This is a genomic window from Mucilaginibacter xinganensis, assembly GCF_002257585.1.
Taxonomy (GTDB): Bacteria; Bacteroidota; Bacteroidia; order Sphingobacteriales; family Sphingobacteriaceae; genus Mucilaginibacter; species Mucilaginibacter xinganensis.
In genome coordinates this window covers 1659098-1683704 of record NZ_CP022743.1, presented here as the reverse complement: position 1 = coordinate 1683704, position 24607 = coordinate 1659098, and the positions used below count along the sequence as shown (strand labels likewise).

The window sequence follows — 24607 nt, the reverse complement described above, 5'->3', positions numbered from 1 at the left end:
TATGTTTGGCGAAACAAATCTTGCAGCACTATTAGAAACCATGAGCCCAAAGCTTAACGAGGGCGACTATGTTTTTTGCACAGTAAGTACCTTAGATAATATTGACCCAAAAGAAATAATTGGCTTATTTAAAGAAGATGAAGGCTGGACAGTCATCATCAACAAAGAGCAGGCAGATGAGATTAATCTTAACTACACCTACGTAGCATCCTGGATCACGTTAACAGTTCATTCGGCTTTAGAAGCAGTGGGGCTTACCGCCGCATTTTCAAACGCCTTGGCTAAAGAAGGTATCAGTTGTAACGTGTTAGCTGCTTTTTATCACGATCATATTTTTGTAGCGAAACAGGATGCCGAAAAGGCAATGAACGCTTTGAGAAAGCTATCATCTCCTTAATTGACGAACAAACCAAATTACCAGATCTCCATATCACCCTCAAACACCTTTACCGCAGGGCCTTCTAAAAATATGCTGCTGAATTTTTGTCCGTTATAATCAAAGCGAATATTCAGGTTCCCGCCTAAAACTTTTATGGGGGTATTGAGATGGCCGGTTTGGTGGTTATGTTTGGCCATGGCCAACGCTACCGCTGTTACGCCGGTGCCACAGGCATAGGTTTCATCTTCAACGCCGCGTTCGAAGGTCCTAACAAAATAACCGTCGCCGGCGGGTTCAACAAAGTTAATATTGATGCCTTCCTTGCGGTAAGTATCATTATTACGGATGGCGGAGCCTTCGGCATAAACATCTTTATCTTTTAAATCTGCTGCCAGCGTTACATAATGTGGCGAGCCTGTGTTTAACACGTAGGCTTCAGCATCCCGGTTTACCGTTTCAACATCTGTCATTTGCAGGCTCACCCAATCGCCACTTTCTGAAATTTTGGCATAATGAGGCCCATCGACTGCCAAAAAGTTTGTCTCGGTGTCAATTACACCTATATGCTTGGCAAAAGCCACTATACAGCGGCCGCCGTTACCACACATACTGCTGGGCTGCCCGTCTGAATTATAGTAAACCATTTCAAAATCATAACCTTCCACGGCCTGCAAAAACATCATGCCATCCCCGCCAATCCCGAAGCGGCGGTCGCATAAACGGGCAATAAGCTGCGGATTATGATGATTTACAATGCCTTCACGGTTATCAACCAAAATAAAATCGTTCCCTGCTCCCTGGTATTTATAAAAATGGATCATCGCAATAGCTGAATAATATTTAGCAACTTTGTTAGTAATAACATCAGGATGAAATATTTACAAAGCTGCCGTGGTGTTATATTTAACAAATTTTAACAAAAATACATATAACTTACTGTAGGTAATAACGTCTATATGGTATTAAATTTGTTTTACAAGAAAATAACATAAACAGAAAAGTGAGAGATAAAATGAAAAAGTTTGGATTAACATTATTAACCGCCTTTGTTGGCGGGGCCATGGCGTTAGGGACTTATAAAGTGATTGAAAATAAGTACGCCAATAACATGAGTTTTGAAGACAAGCAAAAGGTGTATTATGCGACAAGCAATCATTTAACCCCTGCAACGTCTGCCATCGTATCGTCTGCCGGTGCAGTTGATTTCACGCAGGCCGCAGCTGCCGTTACCCCTGCTGTTGTTTATATCCGTACTACCTATTCAAATCAGTCGGACAACGACAAGCAAAGCCAGCTACAGCAAATGTTTGGTGATATGTTTGGCCAGCGCATGCGCCCTTCGGGCCCGCAAATGGCTTCAGGTTCGGGCGTTATCATTTCGCCCGACGGCTATATAGTAACAAATAACCACGTGGTTGAAAAAGCCGATAAAATAGAAATTGTTACCAACGACCACCGTAACTACAGCGCAAAAGTGGTAGGTACCGATCCCAGCACAGACCTGGCCCTCATAAAAATTGATGGACATGATTTGCCTATCGTAAAATTAGGTAACTCAGATGCTGTAAAAGTTGGCGAGTGGGTGCTTGCAGTGGGTAACCCGTTTAAATTAACCTCTACCGTTACGGCGGGGATTGTTAGTGCAAAGGGCCGCGGAATCGGCATAATTGGCAGTGAAGATCGGCAGGATGAAAACCCATTTGGCCGCACACAATACCAAAGCCAGCAGCCAAAATTGAACAAGGCGATTGAGTCCTTCATTCAAACAGATGCTGCTATTAACCCTGGTAACAGCGGTGGTGCTCTGGTAAACACCAATGGCGAACTGATTGGTATCAACTCTGCCATCGCATCGCATACCGGATCGTACGAAGGTTATGGTTTTGCCATACCTATTAACCTGGCAAAAAAGGTGCTTGATGACATTGAAAAATACGGCGCTGTAAAACGCGGGTATGTTGGGATCAGCTTTGCTGAACTTGACCAGGATAAAGCCAAAGAGCTTAAAGTTGACAGGACATACGGTTTATATGTAAGCAGTGTACTGCCGGGCGGTGGCGCTGAACAAGCCGGTTTAAAAGAGGGTGACATTATTACCAAGGTTGAAGGAAATACCGTTTATGAATCTTCAGACCTGCAAGAACGTGTAGGCCGGTTACGCCCCGGCGATAAAATAAACATAACTGCTTTACGCGGTAGCGACGAGAAAAATTTCGCTATTACCCTTAAAGCAGATGCACCAACACCAAAAATGGCCGTTTCAAAATCAGCTGAAGAAATGTTTAACAGGATAGGCGCTAGTTTTGTACCGCTTAATGCCGCGCAGAAGGCTAAGTTCCATGTTAACGGTGGTGTGCTGGTAACCCAGGTAAGGGAAGATGGCTTATTTGATAATACCGAAATCCCGGTTGGATCCGTTATTACTGAAGTAAACAGGCAGCCAATTTCAAGTGTTGGTGCCCTTGATAAAGCCTTAAGCAATCCACGTAACGGCGTATTGGTAATAGGCGGCCTTTACCCCGACGGATCAAGATTAAGAGTTGCTTTACAGGTTCAGTAATTGAAACTGTTATTAACAGATTAAATAGTTTAACCCGGCCATGTGCCGGGTTTTTTGTTAACCGGCAATTGCAATATTTGTCAGTACACTGTTCCTGATCTGCCGTTCACCAATCCGCCTAAATGTATCTGTTTTACCTACTTTTGTATAAATCTGTTTCCCTGCCCTGCTATAACTTTGTCGTATAAATTTTAACAATTAAAACAATGGCAAAAATAATTTTCATAACAGGCGCTTCACGCGGATTTGGAAAGATCTGGGCAGAAGCATTTTTAAAACGCGGCGACAAAGTAGTTGCTACCGCCCGTAATACAGATACCCTTAACGATTTGGTTACCGATTACGGTGATTCCATTCTTCCCCTGCAGCTGGACGTAAACAACCGCGATGCAGTTTTTGCGGCGGTTGAAAAAGCCAAACAGCATTTCGGTGCTATTGATGTATTGATAAATAATGCAGGTTTTGGTTTGTTTGGCACCATAGAAGAAACTACAGAAGAACAGGCGCGTGCGCAAATTGAAACCAACGTGTTTGGTTTGCTATGGGCAACACAGGCCGTATTGCCCGTGATGAGGGCACAGGGCCATGGGCATATCATCCAGGTATCGAGCGTTTTGGGAATTACCACCCTGCCGGTTTTAGGTCTTTACAACGCAAGTAAATTTGCGGTTGAAGGATTGAGTGAAACTTTGGCTGCCGAGGTTAAAGGCTTTGGAATAAACGTATCATTAATTGAACCAAACGGTTTCTCTACAGATTGGGCAGGCGCTTCGGCAACCAGCACTACACCGATGGAGGTTTATGAGCCAGTTCGTGCTGCATTCCAGGCAGGCTTAACAGATGAAAGCTTTGGCATTCCGGAAGCTACTACTGAAGCAGTTTTAAAACTGGTGGACAGTGAAAACCCACCTTTGAGGCTGTTTCTCGGTAAGGTTGCATTACCCTGGGTAAAACAGGTTTATGCAGGCAAACTGGCTGAATGGGAGCAATGGGCAGATGTTGCCGCTAAAGCACATGGAAAGTAATTAAATTCAATCCCATAAAAACCGCCATTGCCCAAAATACTTGCCCGCAGGTAGTGACCAGGCGGTGGCGGTTTTATTGATTTGAAACACATTCCCTTGTAACTATTACATCCAGATTACCATCTGCATTAACGCAACCCGTAATTTTGAATTAGAAAACTTCTTAAAATGAAACACTTTAAAACCCTGGCCGAAATGCACCGCGCGAATGGTTTTCCGCCACCGGAACATCCGATGCTCAGTTTGTTTATGTGTAAGAACAGCTGCTCGATAGGTGAAACCGAATTTACAGGCGATTTTTATGCCATCGGTTTTAAGAAGTTAAAGGCCGGGTTATTTTTGTATGGACGAACTACGTATGATCATGATTCCGGGTCAATGTCGTTTGTGAAGCCACGCCAGGTAATCCAGTTTAAAAACCTGGAGTTCGAGGAAAACGGTTTTATCATCTTCATTCACGAAGATTTTTTGAACGGGCATGTATTGCACAACGATATCAAAAAATATGGTTTTTTTGAATATGAATTAAGCGAGGCGCTGCATTTGTCTCCAAGAGAGGAAGAAATAGTTTGGGAGCTTTACCGGAAAATTGAAACAGAATATTACAATAACCAGGACGAGTATAGCCGCGAAATCATCCTTGGGCACATCGACTCGATTTTGAAATATTCGCAACGCTTTTATAAGCGCCAGTTTATGAACAGGATGGACCTGTCGGGCAAATTAGTCTCCAAATTTAACGATGCGCTCAACCTGTATTTTGGGTCGGGTTTGCTGGAGCAAAAAGGATTGCCTACCGTAAAAATGATGGCTGATCAATTGAACCTTTCAACCCGTTATTTAAGTGATCTGCTGAAACAGGAAACCGGCAAAACAGCTATTGAACTGATCCACATATTTTTAATTTCAGAAGCCAAGAACATTTTGAAAGGGTCAGACAGCAATATTGCCGAAACTGCTTATACCTTAGGCTTTGATAACCTGCCTTATTTTTCAAGGTTGTTCAAAAAAGAAGTAGGTATCAGCCCCAATCAATACCGCAAACAGGTGGTCAACTGATCTCTAATTCTTAATTTTTATTCCAAGTCGTTTACCGTAGCTTAGCTGCCGCCAAAGCCACTCAACCGGGCCATAGTAATTGTATTTCAGCCACCATTTGCTTAAATATACCTGCAACACATAAACAAGCAAGGCTATCAGGTAATACCAAACCGCAGCTATCCTCTGCGTTAGCGCCAACCCGAAACCAAAGCCCGAAAAAAGAAAAATGCTGATAACATTTTGCATAATATAATTGGTAAGTGTCATTTTACCGATGCTTTGCATAGCGGCAAAAAACGTTTTAAGCGCACCAGCGACATATAACCAGCATAGCGATGCAGTGGTAAACGTCATAGTGACCAGTACCACCCAATAGTCAGGGTTATAATATTTGGCAATTAAAGCCGGCTTGCGCAAGCTGAGGTTGAGTATGATGATTACAATTAACAATGCAAGGCTTACTGCCCATATTTTAATGACTGCCCTTTTGTTAACCATTATATTTTCAAAAAAAGCTGCTTTTTTTGCTGCAAGGCCCATCATAAAACAGCAAAACATTACCGTGTGCACGGTGCCGGTACAATTTAAATTAATAACCTGCCCCTTCCAGGTGCCCAGCAGGCCAAACCAAAATATTTGGAGCAGCGAATGGCTTTTGTACAACGGAAAGTATGGCGCAAGAATCCCGAAGCTTGCCGGCCCGGTAAAATTAATAACCAGCGATGTAACCAGTGGGATAAGCAAAAACAGGAGAGCTGCAATGTAAAGCGAAGTTTTTACTGAACATTTTTGAAACATCAGCAGGATGATACCCAAAAAAGCATAGTCCTTTAAAATATCACCAAAGAAAAACATGCTGTTAAAAAATGCAATTACAAAAAGCCAAAACATCCTTTTTAAAAAAAAACTATTGGTGTCAATCCCCTTGTTGGCCGTGTTCTGCATCAGTACAGCAAAACCATAACCAAATAAAAAGCTTAAAAGCGTCCATGATTTAGATGCAAACAAGATGCTGCCACCTGTAAGTAAAATATTGTTAAAAACATCCGGTTTATAATTATCCGGCGCGCCCATACTGAAAAAATCAGAATAGTTCATTAACACAACGCCCAACAATGCCCATCCGCGCAGCATATCAACTATAGGTACGCGCTTGTTGAATGACACGGGCGCAAAGTCAGTTAAAGTCATCAGGGGATTAATTACCTACGCTAAAATACCATATTAACGTATTAAATTATAGCTTTGGAAGGCGTTTTTTTTACTGATTTACCTTTATTACTTTTGCGCCATGACTACGGGCGGGGGTGTTTCTTTCAATTTATTAAACCAGGATTTATTATTGCTGCCGCAAAAGGCAATTTACTGGCAGCAAAAAAAAACATTGATTGCTGCTGATGTGCATTTGGGCAAGGTTGGTCATTTTCGAAAGGCTGGCATTGCCGTGCCGCGGGATATGGAGCAGAATGATTTGTCCGTTTTATCTGACCTGATTTTTGAGCACAAACCTGAAAAGATCATATTTCTGGGTGATTTTTTCCATAGCGACATGAATGCCGACTGGGATTGGTTTATCCTTTGGCGCAGCCAGTTCCCAAACCTGGAGATTATTTTAGTTAAAGGAAATCACGATATTATTGACGATAGCTACTATCAAAACCTTAACATCCAGCTACACGAGCATTTGCTGGTGGGGCCGTTTCTGATGCTGCATCATCCGCTGCCCGAAAGCAATTTGGCACTGGCCGAAGGTTACGTATTTTGCGGGCATATTCATCCTGGCATCAGGTTAACGGGCAAAGGGCGGCAAAGCCTTACCCTGCCCTGCTTTGCGTTTGGTGCCCGGCAGCTAGTATTGCCATCGTTTGGGCAGTTTACCGGCAGGGTGGCTATCCGCAGCAGCAAAGCCGACCGCATTTTTGCGATAACTAAAGATAAAGTGCTGGCTATAGATTAGGCGACCAGTCGCAGCTTTTATTAGCGGTGTTTTTTTAAATACTGCGACACCTCAAATTCAATACCTTTTGCCTCTACTTTTGGCGCTATAATGTTCCATTGACCATCCAGGATATAATAGGACGGAATTTCGGTGATGTTATAGTTTGCAGCGTTTGGCGAATCGTTTCCTTTAAGATCCGAGATCTGAGTCCAGTTCAGTTTGTCATCCTTCAGTGCACCAGTCCACCAGTCAGATTTTGAATCGAGCGATACGCTGATGAATGCAACGTTCTTTTGCACTTCTTCCTGCACCACCAGCGATTTGATCTGATCGTGATTTTTACGGCTCAATTCGTTGCCTGCTTTCCAAAAATCAACCACAATTACTTTTTTATTAATACTCTTAAGGTCAAATGGTTTACCATCAGGGGTATTGCCCTGTAAAGCTGGTGCCTTTTTGCCGGCTACCAAATTGATCAGGTGCGTTAATTTATCGTCGATATCTTTGCCTTCGTCGCTATTTTGAGCAGCCGGGGTAAGCGTTTTAAAAATAGCATAATAAGTAACCGGGTCGCCCTCATAATCTAATTTCGACATGATGTGTGCACTGATCTCGCTCTGTGGATATTGTTTTAAAAACTGTTTAAAGGCAATTGCATCAACATCGCGCATTTTGGCTTGGTTTTCCTGCAGTTTTGCCAGCAGGTTATTGTAAGCATCGGGCGATAGCTGTGCGTATTTATCGTTTAACTCCTTATTTATTTTTAAAACCTGTTGCCTGGCATCGGCGCTCATGTTACCGGCCAGCACATAAAACGCCGACAGTTGATCCTGGATTTTTGACGGTGAGGTTATCCTGGGGTATTTATCAAGTTTACCGGCCTCCGTTTCAATGTTGTACTTGCCATCGGCAAGGTAAACTTCAAAGGGGTTGTGTTCGTCTTTGTTATCAGCATCGGTAACGTCCAAAGTATAATACCCCGGGTGGTTCAATGTTTTTTGGGCAATGGAAAACTTTCCATCTTTTATGTTTTCGCCAAAAATGGCGCTGTCGCCGGTAGTTTTCACAATAAAAACACCATTTTTAACACCTGTTGCGGTTCCGGTAAATTCAATATGGGCCTTTTTATTGCAGCCGGTCAATAATATAGCAAGCAATACGGGATAAGGGAATTTCATATGATAAGTGTTTTTTTAGTATCGGGAGGCAAAACCGGTATATCAGCGCAAAATAAGTCGAGCGTAAAAAATTCCGGCAACAATTTCATCCTGGCTACCGGATCTTACAACCACGGTTCTGTGTTTTCATCGCTAATATAACAGAAGGATATTTATCTGCAAAAATAAAAGAAATACACTCTATTTTAGATTGTTTCTAAATAGTTAATTGATGCTTATTAAGCTGTTTACCTTTATATCTTTTGGTATATAATAAATACTTTTGCCAAATAAATCAGAATTATAATGAGCGAATTTAAGCAAACCTTTAACTCATCGTTGGGCAAAAAGCTAATCATGGCTTTAACGGGCTTGTTTCTGTGTACGTTTTTAATTGTACACCTGGGCGGTAACCTGTTATTGTTTAAAAATGATGAGGGTTACGGATTTAATTTGTATGCCAATTTCCTGACGCATTTTCCGCCGATAGAAGTAATTGCTTACCTGTTGTATCTTTCAATTTTGGTGCATGCCGTGTATGCATTGGTTTTAACTGTTAAAAACCGCAAAGCAAGGCCTGTGTCATACGCAACGATAAACAAATCACCGGCTACATGGTCATCAAAAAACATGGGCCTGCTGGGTTCAATTTTATTTTTGTTCATTGTTATTCACATGAGCGACTTTTGGTTTGCTTATAAATACAGCAACAAAGTAACTTATAAAGAGTACCGTACTGATCTATCAACCGGCAAAACTACCTCGGTTGATTACCAGCCGGTAACGCCCGAATTTGAAAAAAGCGTATCTGTTGAAAATAATACCGAAGTTATACGGGTGAAAGACCTGCATGCACGCGTGGCAAGCAGTTTTAGCAATTTGCTTTACGTAGCGTTTTACGTTATAGCCATGTTTGCTGTGTCGTTCCACTTGCTGCATGGTTTTCAGAGTGCATTCCGCACGCTGGGCTGGGTACACCGCAAGTACACCCCTATTGTTTATTTTATAGGTACATGGCTGTTTGCTGTAATTATCCCGATAGGCTTTGCAGCTATGCCGGTGGTATATTATTTACAAAGCATAAGCAAGTAGTTAATTAGGTTAGATTAAGTTAGAAGGAGTTGATTAAGTTCACTCAGTCACTCAAAATAAATACAACAAAACATGGGTTTAGATGCTAAAATTCCTGAGGGTCCATTAGCCGAAAAATGGAGCAAGCATAAATTTAACTTAAAGCTGGTTAACCCGGCCAATAAGCGTAAATACGACGTTATAGTTGTAGGTACCGGTTTGGCAGGCGCATCGGCAGCGGCGTCACTTGCTGAGCTGGGTTACAATGTGAAAGCATTTTGTTTCCAGGACAGCCCGCGCCGTGCGCACTCTATTGCTGCGCAGGGTGGTATAAATGCTGCAAAAAATTACCAGAACGACGGCGACAGCGTTTACCGCCTGTTTTATGATACCATTAAAGGTGGTGATTACCGGGCCCGCGAAGGAAACGTTTACCGCCTTGCCGAAGTATCTGTAAATATTATTGACCAGTGCGTTGCACAGGGTGTACCGTTTGCCCGCGAGTACGGCGGCTTGCTTGATAACCGCTCGTTCGGTGGCTCACAGGTATCGCGTACATTTTATGCAAGAGGCCAAACAGGACAGCAGCTATTATTAGGGGCTTACTCGGCGCTTAACCGCCAGATTCATTTAGGTAAGGTAAAAATGTACACCCGCACCGAAATGCTGGATGTAGTTACTATTGACGGACATGCTAAAGGTATTATTACCCGTAACCTGATCAATGGCGCTATTGAAGCCCACAGCGGCCATGCCGTATTGCTGGCAACAGGAGGGTACGGTAACGTATTTTACCTTTCAACCAATGCTATGGGTTCAAATGTTACTGCTGCATGGCGAGCACATAAACGCGGTGCATTTTTTGCTAACCCATGTTACACGCAGATCCACCCGACCTGCATCCCGGTAACCGGAGACCATCAGTCTAAATTAACGCTGATGTCTGAGTCGTTACGTAACGATGGCAGGGTTTGGGCACCAAAAACAAAAGAAATAGCTGAGAAGCTTCGTAAAAAGGAAATAACCGCTGCCCAGGTAAAAGAGGACGATCGCGACTACTTCCTGGAAAGAAAATACCCATCATTCGGTAACCTGGTTCCGCGTGACGTGGCTTCACGAAACGCTAAGGAAATGGTTGATGACGGCCGTGGTGTAGGCGGATCAGGCATTGCAGTATTCCTTGACTTTGCTGATGCAATAAACCGTTTGGGTAAAGATGCAGTGGCTGCCAAATATGGTAACCTGTTTGATATGTACTATCAAATTACTGATGAAGATCCTTACAAACAACCTATGCGTATTTACCCTGCTGTACACTACACTATGGGTGGCCTTTGGGTTGATTATAACCTAAGCACAAACGTACCGGGCCTTTATGCTTTGGGCGAATGTAACTTTAGCGATCACGGTGCCAACCGCCTCGGTGCTTCCGCATTAATGCAGGGGCTGGCCGACGGTTACTTTGTAATTCCATACACCCTTGGCGATTATCTGGCTACCATAGGCCCAAAACCGGTTGATGTTAAACACCCGGCCTTTGAAAAAACAAAACAGGATGTGCTGGCCTATATCAATAAACTACTAGCCTTAAAAGGCACTAAAACTGTAGATGAGTACCACCGTGAGCTTGGCCTTATTATGTGGGAATATTGCGGCATGGCGCGCACCGAAGCCGGCTTAACCAAAGCAAAAGGACTGATCAGCGCTTTAAAGGCTGACTTTTGGAAGAATGCAATAGTTTTAGGCGATAATGAAGAAGTAAACTCATCGCTTGAAAAAGCTGGTCGTGTGGCTGACTTTTTAGAACTTGGCGAGCTGATGGTTGATGATGCCCTGGCACGCAGAGAATCATGCGGCGGACACTTCCGTTTGGAATCGCAAACACCGGAAGGTGAGGCGTTGCGCGATGACGAGCATTTTGCTTACGTTGCTGCCTGGGAGTATAAAGGCGATAACCAGCCCGAAGTATTGAATAAAGAGGATTTGAATTTCGAATTTGTTCACCTTACACAAAGATCTTATAAATAAGTCCTGGGTTTGAAGTTTGAAGCCGCTGACCGGTTTTGAACTTTAAACTTAAGACTCCAGACTTAATAATATGAGTAACGGAAATATGAACCTGACGCTGAAAGTATGGCGTCAAAAGAATGCAAATACAAAGGGCGCGTTTGTAACCTATAAGGCCGAAGGTATTTCGCCTGATATGTCGTTCCTTGAAATGCTGGATGTGGTTAACGAAAGCCTGATCCACAAGGGTGAGGAGCCTATTAATTTTGACCATGATTGCCGCGAAGGCATTTGCGGTATGTGCTCGTTGTACATCAACGGCCAACCGCACGGGCCAAAGAACGCTATTACCACCTGCCAGCTACACATGCGTACTTTTCATGATGGCGAGATCATTGTGATTGAGCCATGGCGCGCCGCCGCTTTCCCGGTTGTTAAAGACCTGGCGGTTGATCGCTCAGCGTTCGACAGGATCCAGCAGGCCGGTGGTTTCGTTTCGGTTAATACCGGCGTTACCGTTGATGCCAACGAGATCCCTATTCCGAAGGTAATTGCCGATGAGGCGTTTAACTCAGCAACCTGTATTGGCTGTGGTGCCTGCGTTGCTGCCTGTAAAAATGCTTCGGCCATGCTGTTTGTGTCTGCTAAAGTTACCCAGCTGGGTATGTTACCGCAGGGGCAGCCTGAGCGTTACAGCCGCGTACAGGCCATGGTAGCTCAAATGGATGCCGAGGGCTTTGGTAACTGTACCAACACCGGCGCCTGCGAAGCAGAATGTCCTAAGGAAATTAAGATGACCAACATCAGCCACATGAATAACGATTATTTCAGCGCTAAACTTTTCCGCGAGGAAATGACGCATGATCACGCATCCGGCGAATAAGATTTAACATTGTTTAATCTGTAAAGGCTTAAGAATTAATTTTCTTGAGCTTTTTTTTTTGAATAAAATTTCGAGTCATATTGCCTCTATTAAGCACCGATGAATTTTAACCAATAATTTGAAGCCATTTTCTTTAAACGCAACCTAACTTATACGTAAAACGTATACCTTTTTAGCCATTTATCTTTTGCAGCTAAACCTGCTGTAAAGACTTTAGGATAGTTAAATTTTACAAATTTGAGAGAGATCCCTAAACCACCTGTATCCCGAATTAAGCTTTTGTTTAAAAAGACTTCCCTTACGCTATTGCTTATTGTGTTTATAGCATCAGCCATAATGATAGTGTTGAATTTTTATACCATCCGCACTTTATCTGCTGCCAGGGCTTACATCAATGGAGAATCGCAATATTCAAAGGGGCAAAAAGACGCTTCGGCCCACTTAATCAATTACATCACGCTGGAAAACAATGAGGATTATGCTGCTTTTGAGCGCGATATCAGTGTTCCTGCCGGCGATCACACAGCCAGGGTAGCTCTATCATCAAACCCCAATAAAGAACTGGCAAAAAAAGGGTTCTTACAGGGTAAAAACCACCCCGCAGATATTGACGACCTGGTTTGGCTTTTCAGTAACTTTCAGCATTTACCCATGTTTCAAAAGGTAATTGGTATCTGGACCGAAGGCGATGTAATGGTAAATAAATTACACCTGATAGGCAAACAGGCGCGCGAACAAATTACCGGTGGCAAAATGTCTGCTGCTGAAAAAAAACAACTCGTACTTGCTATTAATAACATCTCGGCCGATTTGACTATTAAGGAGCAGGCATTTTCTGACACCCTTGGTGTTATTTGCCGGAGTATTAATTTGTATGTATTTATCGGGAACGTTTTCATTACACTGGTGATTCTGGGCAGTTCGCTCTCTTATGCGGGCATAATGCTAAATAATCTGGTCCGGTCGCAGCAGAAGGTAGTGGAACAAAACGACAGCCTCCAGCTAATAAACTCTGGGCTGGATAAATTTGTATTTAATGTAACACATGACCTTAGGTCGCCATTGATTGCACTTATGGGGTTAATATCGCTGATAGATGATGAGTCGGACCCGGTGCAGGTTAAAGCGTATATCAACATGATGAAAGACAGCCTTGAAAAGCAGGATCGTTTTATTAATGAAATGCTGCTGTTTATTCAAAGTAAAAACTCCGGGCTAGTAAAAAAAGAATGCTACTTACTGTCAATTATTGATAACGTGATAGCACAGAATCATTACGGCGTAGGCGGAAAGAAAATTCAGATCTACAAAGAAGTGGAGAAGAACAGAATCGACAGCGATGCACTAAAGCTGCAGGTTATATTGAACAACCTGGTATCGAATGCTATAAAATACAGTGATCCGGATAAGGAACGGCAATGGGTAAAAGTAAAAACTTACGAGATGAACGGGAGCGCCGTAATAGAGGTAGAGGACAACGGTTTAGGGATCCGTAAAAATGACCAGGAACGCATTTTTGATAAATTTTATATGTCTGGCAGCAATAAAAAGAGCTCGGGAATCGGGTTGTACCTGGTTAAAGACGCAGTTACACAAATGGAGGGGAAGATAACAGTTCAATCAGAACCGGGGTTGTATAGTAAATTTATTATCAGTATTCCATTATAAAAGAGGAACAAGTAACTTCCAAAAGCAATGTCCATCCCCCACTGTTAACAACTATTTAACACAAAACATTTCCACTTCAAACAAATTCTGTTTAGGTTTGAATTTTTTGTTGATGTAGCTTCTATTAATTTTTTAATCATATAGAACTATGTTACGTGTCGACAGCAGTAAGCCTTGCCAGATAATTTATGCTATTGCAAAGCATGAATACCTGTCGTACGTTATTGAGCCACATATAGTACAGCTTAACCCAAACGGCGAATTTTCACTTACCTACCAGCGTTTATTTTCAAATACCGCAAAAGAATTTGCCGCATATATTGATGATGTTGATGTTAAGCTGATCAGGATGCTGGAAGAAATGGAGCAGGGCAACCTGATAAAAAAATTCTATAAAAAGCCAATTCGTCCCTTCGAGTTCTTTACCAAAATTTTTAACGAGCAGCTTTTCGATACGCTTCGCCCCAAAATAGAAAAACGGATGGCCGATGCTTTGGGCTTACTGAAAGATAAGCCGCTGTACCAGATGAGCAAAGAGGGCTACCCTGCAGAACGTAAGGTGCAAATAGCAGCCGAGGCGGCAACGGTATTGTTCCATTTCAGGCGCAACGAGGAAGAGATCAGGTACTTTCCCACCATCAAATACCAGGGGATGCGTATTGAGTTTATGTTTAAAAATGCCGAGGTTATTTGCAACCATCCGGCGTGGATGCTGCTTGATGATACCCTTTATCATTTTGAAAAAGAGATAGAAGGTAAAAAACTGGTACCGTTTTTAAATAAGCGATATATCGCTATCCCAAAATCGTCCGAACAATCCTACTTCGAAAGGTTTGTGGCGCCGCTTATTGAAAAGCACCACGTGTATGCCGAAGGCTTTACCATTAATACGGAGAAATATGATGCCCGGCCGGTTATAAAACCCATTTATGTGGAGGGTGGCACATCACAGCTGCAACTGTATTTTAAATATGCCGGTTATGTATTCCCTTATGGTGATGAACGGCTGATTTCGGTGCGGATGGAGCGCAGCGGCGATGATTACACTTTCCACCGCATTAAAAGATCGGTTACATGGGAAAAGAACAAGTTTAGCTACCTGGAAACATTGGGCCTTAAAACAGCATCGTCGCTGTTCAAAAACCTGGAAGTGGCTATAAATGATGAAGATGCCGACCAATCCTTCTCGGTATTTGAGTGGATCAACCAGCATTATGACCAATTGATTGAGCAGGGCTTTGAAATTGAACAGCCAGATTCCGGCAGCCAGAAACGCTATGTTTTTGGCACCAGCAAAATAGACCTCGCCGTAAAAGAAAATAATGACTGGTTTGATATCCACGCCATCGTATATTTCGGTTCCTACAGCATTCCGTTTATCCAGCTAAAAAATCATATCCTGAACCGTAAAAAGGAGTTTCTGCTGCCATCGGGCGAGATTGCCATTATTCCCGAAAAATGGTTCTCGCAATATGGCAACCTGCTGCACTTTACCGAGGGCGGCAACGAGCTGAAACTGCGACGCCACCACATTGGGCTGGTGAATGAACTTGCCGAAGGCGAAATGGCCAGCGTAACCATGACGCGCAAACTGCAAAAGCTTTTGGATTTTGAGGAACTGGAAGATATTGACCTGCCGCAAAATTTTGCCGGTAACTTAAGGCCTTATCAAAAAGCCGGTTATAACTGGTTCCACTTTTTAAAGAACTACCATTTTGGCGGCTGCCTGGCTGATGATATGGGTTTGGGTAAAACCATCCAGACACTGGCGCTGCTTCAAAAACATAAGGAAGATACCGAAGCCGCTGGCGGCAAGGCCACTTCGTTGGTTATTATGCCAACTTCCCTCATCTATAACTGGCTTGCGGAAGCTAAAAAGTTTACCCCGCAACTAAGGTTGATGGTGCATACCGGTACTTTCCGCTATAAATCGCCGGAGGTGTTTGCCAATTATGATGTAGTGATCACTACCTATGGCATCAGCCGCATTGATATTGAACTAATGAAGGCTTACTTTTTTGACTACGTGATATTAGACGAGAGCCAGAATATTAAAAACCCCTCTTCAAAGTCATTTCAGGCGGTAAAGCAGTTAAAATCGCGTTTTAAGCTGATATTGAGCGGTACCCCGGTAGAAAACTCTGTTAACGACCTGTGGACGCAGATGTCGTTCATCAACCCTGGCCTACTGGGCATTCAGCAGTTTTTCCAGAATGAGTTTGTTACGCCGATAGAAAAGAAAAAAGATGAAGACAAGGCGCGCAAACTGCAGGCCCTTATAAAACCCTTCGTGTTGCGCCGTACCAAAGAGCAGGTGGCCACCGAACTGCCACCAAAAATAGAGAACCTGTTCTATTGCCAGATGAGCGAAGAGCAATCGGCGGTTTATGAAAAGGTGAAATCCGAATACCGCAACGAACTGCTGAAAAGCCTGGAAGATGGCACCTATGCCAAAACGCAGATCCAGGTGTTGCAGGGGCTCATTAAGCTGCGCCAGATTGCCAACCACCCGGTAATGATAGACCAGGATTACGAGGGTGACTCAGGCAAATTTGAGAACGTGATCCATACCCTTGCCACCGTTTTGGAAGGAAACCACAAAGTATTGATCTTCTCGCAGTTTGTAAAGCAGCTGAATATTTATCGCGAATATTTCGACAGGGAAATGATTCCCTACGCCTACCTTGATGGCAGCACCCAAAACCGCGGCGACGTGGTAAAACAGTTTCAGGAGGATGAAAAAACAAGGGTATTTTTAATTTCGATAAAAGCCGGTGGTGTGGGACTAAATCTTACAGAAGCGGATTACGTTTTCATCCTCGATCCATGGTGGAACCCTGCCGTTGAACAACAGGCTATAGACCGTACCCACCGCATTGGCCAAACCAAAAATGTGTTCATCTATAAATTCATCACAAAAGATACTGTTGAAGAAAAGATCCTGGCACTTCAGCAACGCAAGCTCAGCCTTTCGCGCGCATTGATCACTACTGAAGAAAGCTTTATAAAGTCGCTTTCAGTAGATGATATTAGGGAGATATTGAAATAGTCCGAAAGTCGGTAAAGACTCGAAGAAAGTTGAATAAGTTTCTTTATTATTTGTCAGATGGCCTATTTGCCTTAGAACTATCTTTTTTTGCATTATTCCAAAAACCATATAACTCATCATTCATTACAAGTGTCAGCCGTAGTCTTTCCTGCAGTGGTTTCGAAAGCCAGATTTCTAACTGCTTTTGCTTTACATGTTCCGGCGTATCATTCATAGCTCAATCAGATTAAAAGTATTCAAATTTAGCTTTTTTATCCAATGGAGTATATATTCAAATTGTAAATCGGGAATTGCCGTCAGGTTTTTAATATCTTCCATTTGTACAGCTGATTCCCATTCCTGTATCCAAATTAATTTCGAAATCAGTAAATCTTCAGGCGAAACTATAGAAATTTCAATCCCATAAAAGTCTGCCGTTTGCTTGCGTTCAAATTCAGCAAGCCTATATTCGTTATTTTTCAGGACTACAAAATCTGCCTTAAAACCAGATGCATGATCTATTACATTAAATATACTTTGGCGATTTACAGCGTCTATAACGGCATCCTTGCTGCAATAATATGCTCCCTCAAAATGAGATACGAAACTATCAATATCCTTCATCTGTAGATGCACCACAAAGTCAATATCCTTAGTGGAACGCGGTTCAATATACACCCCCATTGCAATACTACCCGATAGCATATAAGGAATATGACGCGTGTTAAAATAGTCTATTATTTTTTTGAAAAAATCAAACATCGTTTAAATATATAAATTTACTTAGATACTTTTAATCGCTGATTTTCCTTGAATACGCTTTAATTAGCGTTGTTTTTTTAGATACCAACAACAATGTATTAAAAAGAATAAACCTATTTAAATCCTTCCCGAGTATCTTTTTTTACAGCCGTTTGATAATGACTTCCAAGTGGATTGATAACGAAGTTTTTCAATCATTTAACATTACAAAAGAGTTTAGCATTCAAGTAAAAATTAATGGCAATGTTTCAATTTTCTATACTCCCGCGGACAGGGACATTGATGGTATAAAAGAAGAAATCAGGTACCTAACTCAGGAAATATATTTTAAAATTTGACCCATATTTCAACCTCAGGCTTTAGCAAACTCCACCATGCCCGGTCTCCATTTAATTAATTTCCCAGGTCATTCGGTATATCAAACTAATGGTCAAAACTACTATTGAAATATAAAATATAACGGCACCATGCCACCTGTCCCGTTCCGAATACTCATAAATCCGTTCGCCATTAGGCAGCGTTTTTTTGGATGATTTTAAATACCAGCCAATAAACACGCCCAAAATCCCACCCAGAAGTGAAAATATATAGCCTATAACTATCCAGCCGGTTTGAGGGGGCTCTGCAACTTTCAGCTCCTCAATTCTTTTTTCCTCCAGGTTTTCCAGTTCCGCATCAGTTATTGCTTTGCCCTTATCTGCAAGCAACTTGCGGGCCATTTGCACATCAAAAGCACTCCATTCATCGGCTTTTGCAACAACATCCCGCAGTTCATCCGTACTAAAATCAAAAAGGTAGTAATCCTTTTCAACATCGCCAAGGTGTTCGCCGGCATCCTGCTTCAACAGCTCATTTACCCTGTCAAAATCGCCGGCGCTAATTTTTACCGCATACTGCTTTGAAAGCTCATCATTTAAGTTAAACGACGGATTAAACGTTAGTGCTTCCTCCTCAAACTGGTAATCAACCTTGTGTAGTTGCAGTAAATCAGTAAGTTGATAGGCTAAGGCGATATCATTAAATTTTTGATAAGTTATAAAATCGGCTTCCATTGGTTAATGTTCAGGATTTGAATTCATGACGAATTTACCTTTTATTCCTAAGGTTTCTCCCTCATCGGCAAAGTAAACCAAAAAGTACTGCCTTTTCCAATTTTACTTTACTGTTGGCCTTATTTATAATTTCGCCGGTAAAAATATAGATGCGTACCTGTATCTGCCGCAGCGAAATTTAATGACAGTTTTAAAACAAAACTATCCCGATATTGGTTGCCTGAAAATCTGTTTAGCAAAAATTAAACTAAATAATAACCATGAAAAAATTATTACTCTTAACCGCATTGCTTTTTTTTGGGGTCCTGGCTTTTAGCCAAACTAAAAACAGGGTGGTTTGCCATGGCCCGGCAACTGCCACACAACAATTTGCGATGCTGGCAACCAGCAAAAAATTTGTGTTGTCGCACAAAAGCCCCTTGCCTTTACACTTTCAAAGCAGTATTGGCAAAACTATCACCTACAAAACTGCTGATGGTAAAACTGCAACGGCCTACGAGCTGAAAGCTAAAAAAAACACCAACAATTACCTGCTGGTAATACATGAGTGGTGGGGATTAAATGACTGGGTTAAAAAAGAATCAGAAAAGATCTACAATGACCTGGGCGATGTAACAGTGATAGACCTTGACCTTTACGACGGCAAAATGGCAACAACACCTGCTGATGCAGGTAAACTAATGCAGGGGGTAAACGAATCAAGAGCAAAAGCTATTATAAACGGGGCATTAGCTTATGCCGGCCCAAAGGCACATATTGCTACTATAGGATGGTGCTTTGGCGGTGGCTGGAGCCTGCAAACCAGCCTGCTTGCGGGCAAACAGGCAGCAGGATGTGTAATGTACTACGGGATGCCTGAGCAGGATGTTAACAAACTTAAAACCCTTCATTGCGATGTAATAGGCAATTTTGCCAATAAAGACCAGTGGATAAATGCCAAAGTGGTGGACAAATTTGAGGCTGACATGAAAACTGCCGGCAAAAAGCTAACGGTCAACCGTTACGACGCTGACCATGGTTTTGCCAACCCAAGTAACCCGGCTTATAGCAGTGATGCTACCAAAGATGCTTATGATAAAACCATTACATTTTTAAAAGGAAAACTGAAGTAGTTCAGCGTTCATGGTTGCTGGTTGATAGTAAGAAATTGCAACTTTATACAATAAAGCTGTTATTATTGAATGGTTTACAGCCTTCTGATAAAATTCCCTTAAAGCTGCTATCAACTAAGAACCATCAACCATGAACTTTTTCGTAACATTGCACAAATTATCCTGCTTTTGACTGCCCGCGCTAAAAAATTATTTTCCTACCTGCTCAAACTTGGCATTTTAGTCCTCGCGTTCTGGTTTATTTATCACCGTATCATTAAAAATAATGATAACCTGCATAAATTCCGGGGCCTGGTAGCGCATGTTACCTACAACAAAGTGGTTTTCACCATGGTTTGCGTAGTGTTGCTGATGGCGCTTAACTGGGTGCTCGAGTCGTTAAAATGGTGGCACTTAACGCGCAGGTTATCCCCCATGTCTGTTTGGAAGGCTATTGAATCCGTATTTTGCGGTTTAACCTGGGCGGTATTTACCCCAAACCGAATTGGCGAGTATGGCGGCCGCGTAATGTTTTTGCCAAACCGCAAACGCATTCATGGCGTATTTGCTATGGCCGTGGGCTCTTTCGGGCAAAATGTGATCACCAACGTGTTAGGGGCAGCAGCTTCGGTGTGGTTCCTGTATATGTTTATTCATCCCGCCGACTGGATCATGCTGTGTGTAGTGGTGGTTGCCGCAGTATTTATGGCAACAATGCTTACCTTTTATTTCAATATTAAATGGATGGTGTCGCTGCTTAACAGGATCAGGTTCCTTCACAAGTATCATCGGTTTTTTGATATCATGGGCACCTATAAAACCAGCCAGCTGTTAAATATTATGTGGTTTTGCCTGGCCCGGTTTTGCACATTTACTTTTCAGTATTACCTAATCATACATTTGCTTATCCCGCAGATCCCGCTTTATGAGCTGTCGCTGGTGATGTTTGTCTTTTTCTTTATACAATCAGCAATTCCGTCCCTCGATGTGGTTGACATCGGCGTAAGAAGCATTACTGCCGACAAACTGTTTGGTTATATAACTGATCAGCAAATAGCCATAGTAGTAGCAGTATCGCTTATCTATATTATTAATTTGATTATTCCCGCCATTTTAGGGTCTATATTTGTCTTTAAATTGAAATTCTTTGATCGTAATTCTTAGTACCATATCCTTCCTGCTTACAGGCTTGTTCCTGTGCGTGGTGGCCTTCCTTATTATCGGGTGGAATAATATCAAACGCCCAACAATAAAACCTTCGGGCTTTACCACAAAAGTTACCGTGATGATAGCTGCACGTAACGAGGCAGAAAGTATCCACCTAACCATAAATGATATTTTAGCACAAGATTATCCCAAACACCTTTTAGAAATTATCATAGCAGATGATCACTCCACCGACAATACTTCGCAGATCATCAGCAGTTACGCCGGCAGCGGTGTAAAGCTACTACAGATGAACGAGGATCAGCCGCTCAACTCCTACAAAAAAAAGGCTATAGCCGAAGCCATCAAATTATCAACCGGCGAACTGATGGTGGCTACCGATGCCGATTGCCGCATGGGCAGCAAATGGCTTTCATCAATAGTAGGTTATTATGAAGCCGAACAGCCTTACATGATCTCCTCGCCGGTGAGCTATTTTGAAGAGCAGTCGTTATTTGAGCGCATGCAGGCGCTGGAGTTTTATTCACTTATTGCCACAGGCGGGGCCTTTATAGGCAATGGCCATGCATCTACCTGCAACGGTGCCAACCTGGCTTACCGCAAGGATATATTTTACGAAGTTGGCGGCTTTAAGGGCATTGATGACCTGGCCTCAGGCGATGATGAGTTATTGCTGCAAAAAGTAGCTGCACGCTATCCCGGTAAAATAGGCTTTTTAAAATGGTATGATGCTGTTGTATTTACCCACGCCAAACACAACCTGTCCAGCTTCTTACAGCAAAGGCGCCGCTGGGCCTCAAAATCTGTAAAATATAAAGACAAAAAAGTGGTAGCCCTGGTGGTAGGTTTATGGCTGTTCAATTTATCAGTACTGGCAAACCTGTGCTATGGCCTTTATGATAGTAATTACCTGGTTGTTTCAGCTATCCAGTATCTTATTGTGTTTTTAGCGGAGCTTGCGCTACTGGTACCCGTAACCCTATTTTTTAAGCGGCTCAAATTGATAATGGTGCTGCCTGTCTCTATTCCACTCTATTTTGTGTACTTTGTTTATATCGGAATGCTGGGCAATAAGGGCAAATATCACTGGAAGGGGAGGATGGTGCGTTAGGTATGGTTTGGGGTAATTAAGCTGGATTGGGTTGATTGAGTTAAGTGTGGAGTACACTTATTAATTATCATTTCTAAGTCAGATCTCATCATAAACCACCCAACACCTGCAATAAATTAACTTAATCAACCACTCACCTAATCAACTTAGTCAACTACTCACTATCTTTAGCCAAAGCAATATTAACTTTAATTGACTGATCTTAGCCCCTCACAGCGCACCTGGAAAATATTTAAACGCAATAAAATTGCCGTTGCAGGGCTCGCACTAATTATAATTACCCTGCTTGTTGCCATACTGGGCTATCTTATTATGCCCGATTCAACACCGAAAGCCAATAACATGATCATTCAGCTGAGCATCAAAAAGCCGGGCTCGGAGTTTATGATCCTGCGCCTGCGTAAAGATGAGCCTGTGGACACGGTTAATATTTTTACAAAAATGCTTTTCGGGCAGCCATCGTTTTACCGCGAGATCCCGATTACGGGTTACCGCTTTACTAAAGACTCGGTATTTGTAAATGAATATATTGGCGCCGAAGATAAACCGGAAAAAAAGGCCTATAAATTACCTCACGCCAAACATGGGCCCTCCGCTGCAATTATCCGCAAGAAATTTATTTTAGGTACAGATATTTACGGACGCGACCTGTTAAGCAGGCTTATTTTAGGCACCCGGGTATCGTTGGCGGTAGGTTTAATGTCGGTTATTATCAGTATGCTGCTTGGGGTAACGATTGGGGCCATAGCGGGCTATTTTGGCGGATGGATTGATGCCGCCTTAAGCTGGTTGATGAACATTCTGTGGGCGTTACCCGCCCTGTTGCTGGTAATAGCCATATCATTTGCCCTGGGTAAAGGCCTCTGGCAAATCTTCATAGCTGTGGGCCTCTCTATGTGGGTTGAGGTAGCCCGGCTGGTACGCGGACAGGTACTAAGTTTAAAACAGGTTGAATACATTGAGGCCGCCCGAGCCTTGGGTTTCAACAATACCCGAATTATCACCCGGCATATTTTACCAAACATAATTGGCCCGATATTGGTACTGGCTTCATCGAACTTTGCATCGGCTATCCTGCTCGAGGCAGGGTTAAGCTTCCTTGGTTTTGGAGCGCAGCCGCCAATGCCAACCTGGGGCAGCATGATCAAAGAGCACTATGGCTACATTGTGATGGACTCGGCGTATCTCGCGGTAATCCCGGGCCTGGCAATTATGTTTTTGGTTTATGCGTTCAACCTGGTAACTGTTGGTTTAAGAGACGCTTTTGATATAAAATCACAAAGTACCCGGTTTTAAAAAAAATATCTTTATTTTAGGCAGCCTTTCTAATTTAACTAATGCATAATATTGACGAAATTTCAGCTGAAGACGAATTAATACGATTATTGCTTAAAAGGCAAACGGAATTAAATGCCTTGCTTGAAGTAACCCAGGCTATCAATAAAGATACCGCTACCCCTACCCTAATTCAAATGTTGCAGGTAATTTTAAAAAGCTACCTGCAGGTTGGTAAACTCCGTTTTCTTATTGAAAGAGACGGAAGTTATATTTTAATTTCCAAATATGGGGGTGATATTGAGCCTGTTGGCACCCTGCATACAGCCTGTTTTAAATTAAAAAAATTCAAATGGCCCACTCCAATATCCAATCATGATGACGAGGTGCTGCGTAAGTACGACTACTTTATCCCCATTTACCATAAAAAGAAAGCACTTGCGTTTGCCCTTATAGGCGATTTTAATCCGTCAAGCGAATTGCTTAACAACGATCTCAACTTTATTCAAACGGTAATAAATGTTATTGTTGTTGCGCTTGAAAACAAAAGGCTTTTTAAAGAACGGCTACTATCAGAACGGTTTCAGCGCGAAATGGAATTGGCTGTGGAGGTGCAAAATATGCTGATCCCTATCAAAGCATATAAAGATACCAGCGTAGAAGTTAGCGCACGCTACATCCCTCATCAAAATATAGGTGGCGATTACTTTGATTTTATCCGCCTTAACGAACATGAGTTTTTATGGTGTATTGCCGATGTATCAGGTAAAGGAATTTCTGCTGCCCTGTTAATGGCCAACTTCCAGGCGAGTTTGCGCGCGTGGTCGGTTGTGGAAGATGATTTAACCACCATTGTGGACAGGCTAAACAAAGTTGTGATCAATAACACCAAAGGCGAGCGGTTTATTACCTTGTTCCTTGCTAAATACAATGAAAAAACCCGCAAACTTACTTACATTAACGCCGGCCATAACGCCACCGTATTATTCTCGCAAAACGAGGCCATAACACTAAAGCTGGGCAGCACCATGATAGGTGTTTTTGATGACCTTCCATTCATCAACCAGGGAGAGGTTGACATTGAGCCGGGCACCATGATAGTTAACTATACAGATGGCCTGATGGACCACCAGCAAAGCAACAAAAACTGGAAAGAAGAAAACCTGATCGAATTTATAAAGGCTCATGGCCACCAAACACCCAATGATTTTAATGAGCTGCTGATGGACCACATCAACAGGGTCATCAAAGGGAAACCCATTGATGACGTAACTCTGCTGAGTCTCAGGATTTTTTAGGCAAATGAAAATTAACTTTATAGCTAAAGTTGAGGTAATGCCCCGGTTCAGTTAAAAAAACGACCTCGCAAAGTTGGGCCAAACTTATATTTA

Annotated in this window: 21 protein-coding genes; 15 read left to right on the top strand and 6 right to left on the bottom strand. The window is 42.5% G+C overall.

The window, feature by feature from the left end:
* Position 1: 1 nt before the first annotated feature.
* Positions 2 to 397: an ACT domain-containing protein gene (locus MuYL_RS07425; RefSeq protein ID WP_094569930.1), complete on the top strand. Its 396-nt coding sequence runs from the start codon at positions 2 to 4 to the stop codon at positions 395 to 397.
* Positions 398 to 414: 17 nt separating this feature from the next.
* Here the strand turns inward: MuYL_RS07425 and dapF are convergent, their stop codons facing one another.
* Complete coding sequence (dapF, locus tag MuYL_RS07420) at positions 415 to 1200, bottom strand: diaminopimelate epimerase (protein ID WP_094569929.1); 786 nt, start codon at positions 1198 to 1200, stop codon at positions 415 to 417.
* A gap of 191 nt (positions 1201 to 1391) precedes the next feature.
* On the opposite strand from dapF, the gene MuYL_RS07415 reads away from it, so the two are divergent.
* The 3 genes from MuYL_RS07415 to MuYL_RS07405 all read left to right on the top strand — a co-directional run bounded on the left by MuYL_RS07415 (position 1392) and on the right by MuYL_RS07405 (position 5023).
* Positions 1392 to 2939 carry a Do family serine endopeptidase gene (locus MuYL_RS07415; protein ID WP_094569928.1) on the top strand — a complete coding sequence of 516 codons (1548 nt, stop codon included), beginning with the start codon at positions 1392 to 1394 and terminating at the stop codon, positions 2937 to 2939.
* A gap of 206 nt (positions 2940 to 3145) precedes the next feature.
* On the top strand, positions 3146 to 3964 hold the full coding sequence (locus tag MuYL_RS07410; RefSeq protein ID WP_094569927.1) for an SDR family NAD(P)-dependent oxidoreductase: 819 nt from the start codon (positions 3146 to 3148) through the stop codon (positions 3962 to 3964).
* 168 nt (positions 3965 to 4132) lie between these two features.
* Positions 4133 to 5023, top strand: a complete 891-nt coding sequence (locus MuYL_RS07405; protein WP_094569926.1) for a helix-turn-helix domain-containing protein — start codon at positions 4133 to 4135, stop codon at positions 5021 to 5023.
* 3 nt (positions 5024 to 5026) lie between these two features.
* Here MuYL_RS07405 and MuYL_RS07400 read toward each other — a convergent pair whose 3' ends face one another.
* Positions 5027 to 6196 (bottom strand): DUF418 domain-containing protein, encoded by a 1170-nt coding sequence (locus MuYL_RS07400; protein ID WP_094569925.1) that lies wholly within the window; start codon positions 6194 to 6196, stop codon positions 5027 to 5029.
* A gap of 100 nt (positions 6197 to 6296) precedes the next feature.
* Here MuYL_RS07400 and pdeM point away from each other — a divergent pair, with 100 nt between their 5' ends.
* A complete protein-coding gene (gene pdeM, locus MuYL_RS07395) occupies positions 6297 to 6962 on the top strand; it encodes a ligase-associated DNA damage response endonuclease PdeM (protein WP_094569924.1) in 666 nt (221 codons plus the stop codon).
* Between the two features lie 20 nt (positions 6963 to 6982).
* Here the strand turns inward: pdeM and MuYL_RS07390 are convergent, their stop codons facing one another.
* Positions 6983 to 8122 (bottom strand): TlpA family protein disulfide reductase, encoded by a 1140-nt coding sequence (locus tag MuYL_RS07390; RefSeq protein ID WP_094569923.1) that lies wholly within the window; start codon positions 8120 to 8122, stop codon positions 6983 to 6985.
* 285 nt (positions 8123 to 8407) lie between these two features.
* On the opposite strand from MuYL_RS07390, the gene MuYL_RS07385 reads away from it, so the two are divergent.
* From MuYL_RS07385 to MuYL_RS07360, 5 genes are all read left to right on the top strand, one after another.
* Positions 8408 to 9193 (top strand): succinate dehydrogenase cytochrome b subunit, encoded by a 786-nt coding sequence (locus MuYL_RS07385; protein ID WP_094569922.1) that lies wholly within the window; start codon positions 8408 to 8410, stop codon positions 9191 to 9193.
* A gap of 72 nt (positions 9194 to 9265) precedes the next feature.
* Entirely contained in the window at positions 9266 to 11200 is a 1935-nt protein-coding gene (locus MuYL_RS07380; RefSeq protein WP_094569921.1) for a fumarate reductase/succinate dehydrogenase flavoprotein subunit, read from the top strand.
* Positions 11201 to 11270: 70 nt separating this feature from the next.
* Positions 11271 to 12062: a succinate dehydrogenase/fumarate reductase iron-sulfur subunit gene (locus MuYL_RS07375; RefSeq protein WP_094569920.1), complete on the top strand. Its 792-nt coding sequence runs from the start codon at positions 11271 to 11273 to the stop codon at positions 12060 to 12062.
* Between the two features lie 237 nt (positions 12063 to 12299).
* A complete protein-coding gene (locus MuYL_RS07365; RefSeq protein WP_157740677.1) occupies positions 12300 to 13730 on the top strand; it encodes a sensor histidine kinase in 1431 nt (476 codons plus the stop codon).
* A 148-nt stretch (positions 13731 to 13878) separates the two neighbouring features.
* Entirely contained in the window at positions 13879 to 16779 is a 2901-nt protein-coding gene (locus MuYL_RS07360; RefSeq protein WP_094569917.1) for a DEAD/DEAH box helicase, read from the top strand.
* A gap of 46 nt (positions 16780 to 16825) precedes the next feature.
* Here MuYL_RS07360 and MuYL_RS23125 read toward each other — a convergent pair whose 3' ends face one another.
* The 3 genes from MuYL_RS23125 to MuYL_RS07345 all read right to left on the bottom strand — a co-directional run bounded on the left by MuYL_RS23125 (position 16826) and on the right by MuYL_RS07345 (position 18572).
* Positions 16826 to 16993, bottom strand: a complete 168-nt coding sequence (locus MuYL_RS23125) for a hypothetical protein (protein WP_157740675.1) — start codon at positions 16991 to 16993, stop codon at positions 16826 to 16828.
* Positions 16990 to 17520, bottom strand: coding sequence for a hypothetical protein (locus tag MuYL_RS07355; protein WP_094569916.1), 531 nt, complete (start codon positions 17518 to 17520; stop codon positions 16990 to 16992). Before MuYL_RS07355 ends, MuYL_RS23125 begins: the two co-directional genes overlap by 4 nt.
* Positions 17521 to 17909: 389 nt before the next feature.
* On the bottom strand, positions 17910 to 18572 hold the full coding sequence (locus tag MuYL_RS07345; RefSeq protein ID WP_094569914.1) for a hypothetical protein: 663 nt from the start codon (positions 18570 to 18572) through the stop codon (positions 17910 to 17912).
* A 260-nt stretch (positions 18573 to 18832) separates the two neighbouring features.
* On the opposite strand from MuYL_RS07345, the gene MuYL_RS07340 reads away from it, so the two are divergent.
* From MuYL_RS07340 to MuYL_RS07320, 5 genes are all read left to right on the top strand, one after another.
* Complete coding sequence (locus MuYL_RS07340; protein ID WP_094569913.1) at positions 18833 to 19684, top strand: dienelactone hydrolase family protein; 852 nt, start codon at positions 18833 to 18835, stop codon at positions 19682 to 19684.
* A gap of 168 nt (positions 19685 to 19852) precedes the next feature.
* Positions 19853 to 20827, top strand: coding sequence for a hypothetical protein (locus tag MuYL_RS07335; protein ID WP_094569912.1), 975 nt, complete (start codon positions 19853 to 19855; stop codon positions 20825 to 20827).
* A complete protein-coding gene (locus MuYL_RS07330) occupies positions 20811 to 21941 on the top strand; it encodes a glycosyltransferase family 2 protein (RefSeq protein WP_094569911.1) in 1131 nt (376 codons plus the stop codon). The genes MuYL_RS07335 and MuYL_RS07330 overlap by 17 nt, the downstream gene beginning before the upstream one ends.
* Before the next feature lie 192 nt (positions 21942 to 22133).
* Positions 22134 to 23237, top strand: coding sequence for an ABC transporter permease (locus tag MuYL_RS07325; protein WP_094569910.1), 1104 nt, complete (start codon positions 22134 to 22136; stop codon positions 23235 to 23237).
* A 41-nt stretch (positions 23238 to 23278) separates the two neighbouring features.
* Entirely contained in the window at positions 23279 to 24514 is a 1236-nt protein-coding gene (locus MuYL_RS07320) for a PP2C family protein-serine/threonine phosphatase (protein ID WP_094569909.1), read from the top strand.
* The last annotated feature ends 93 nt before the right edge of the window (positions 24515 to 24607 follow it).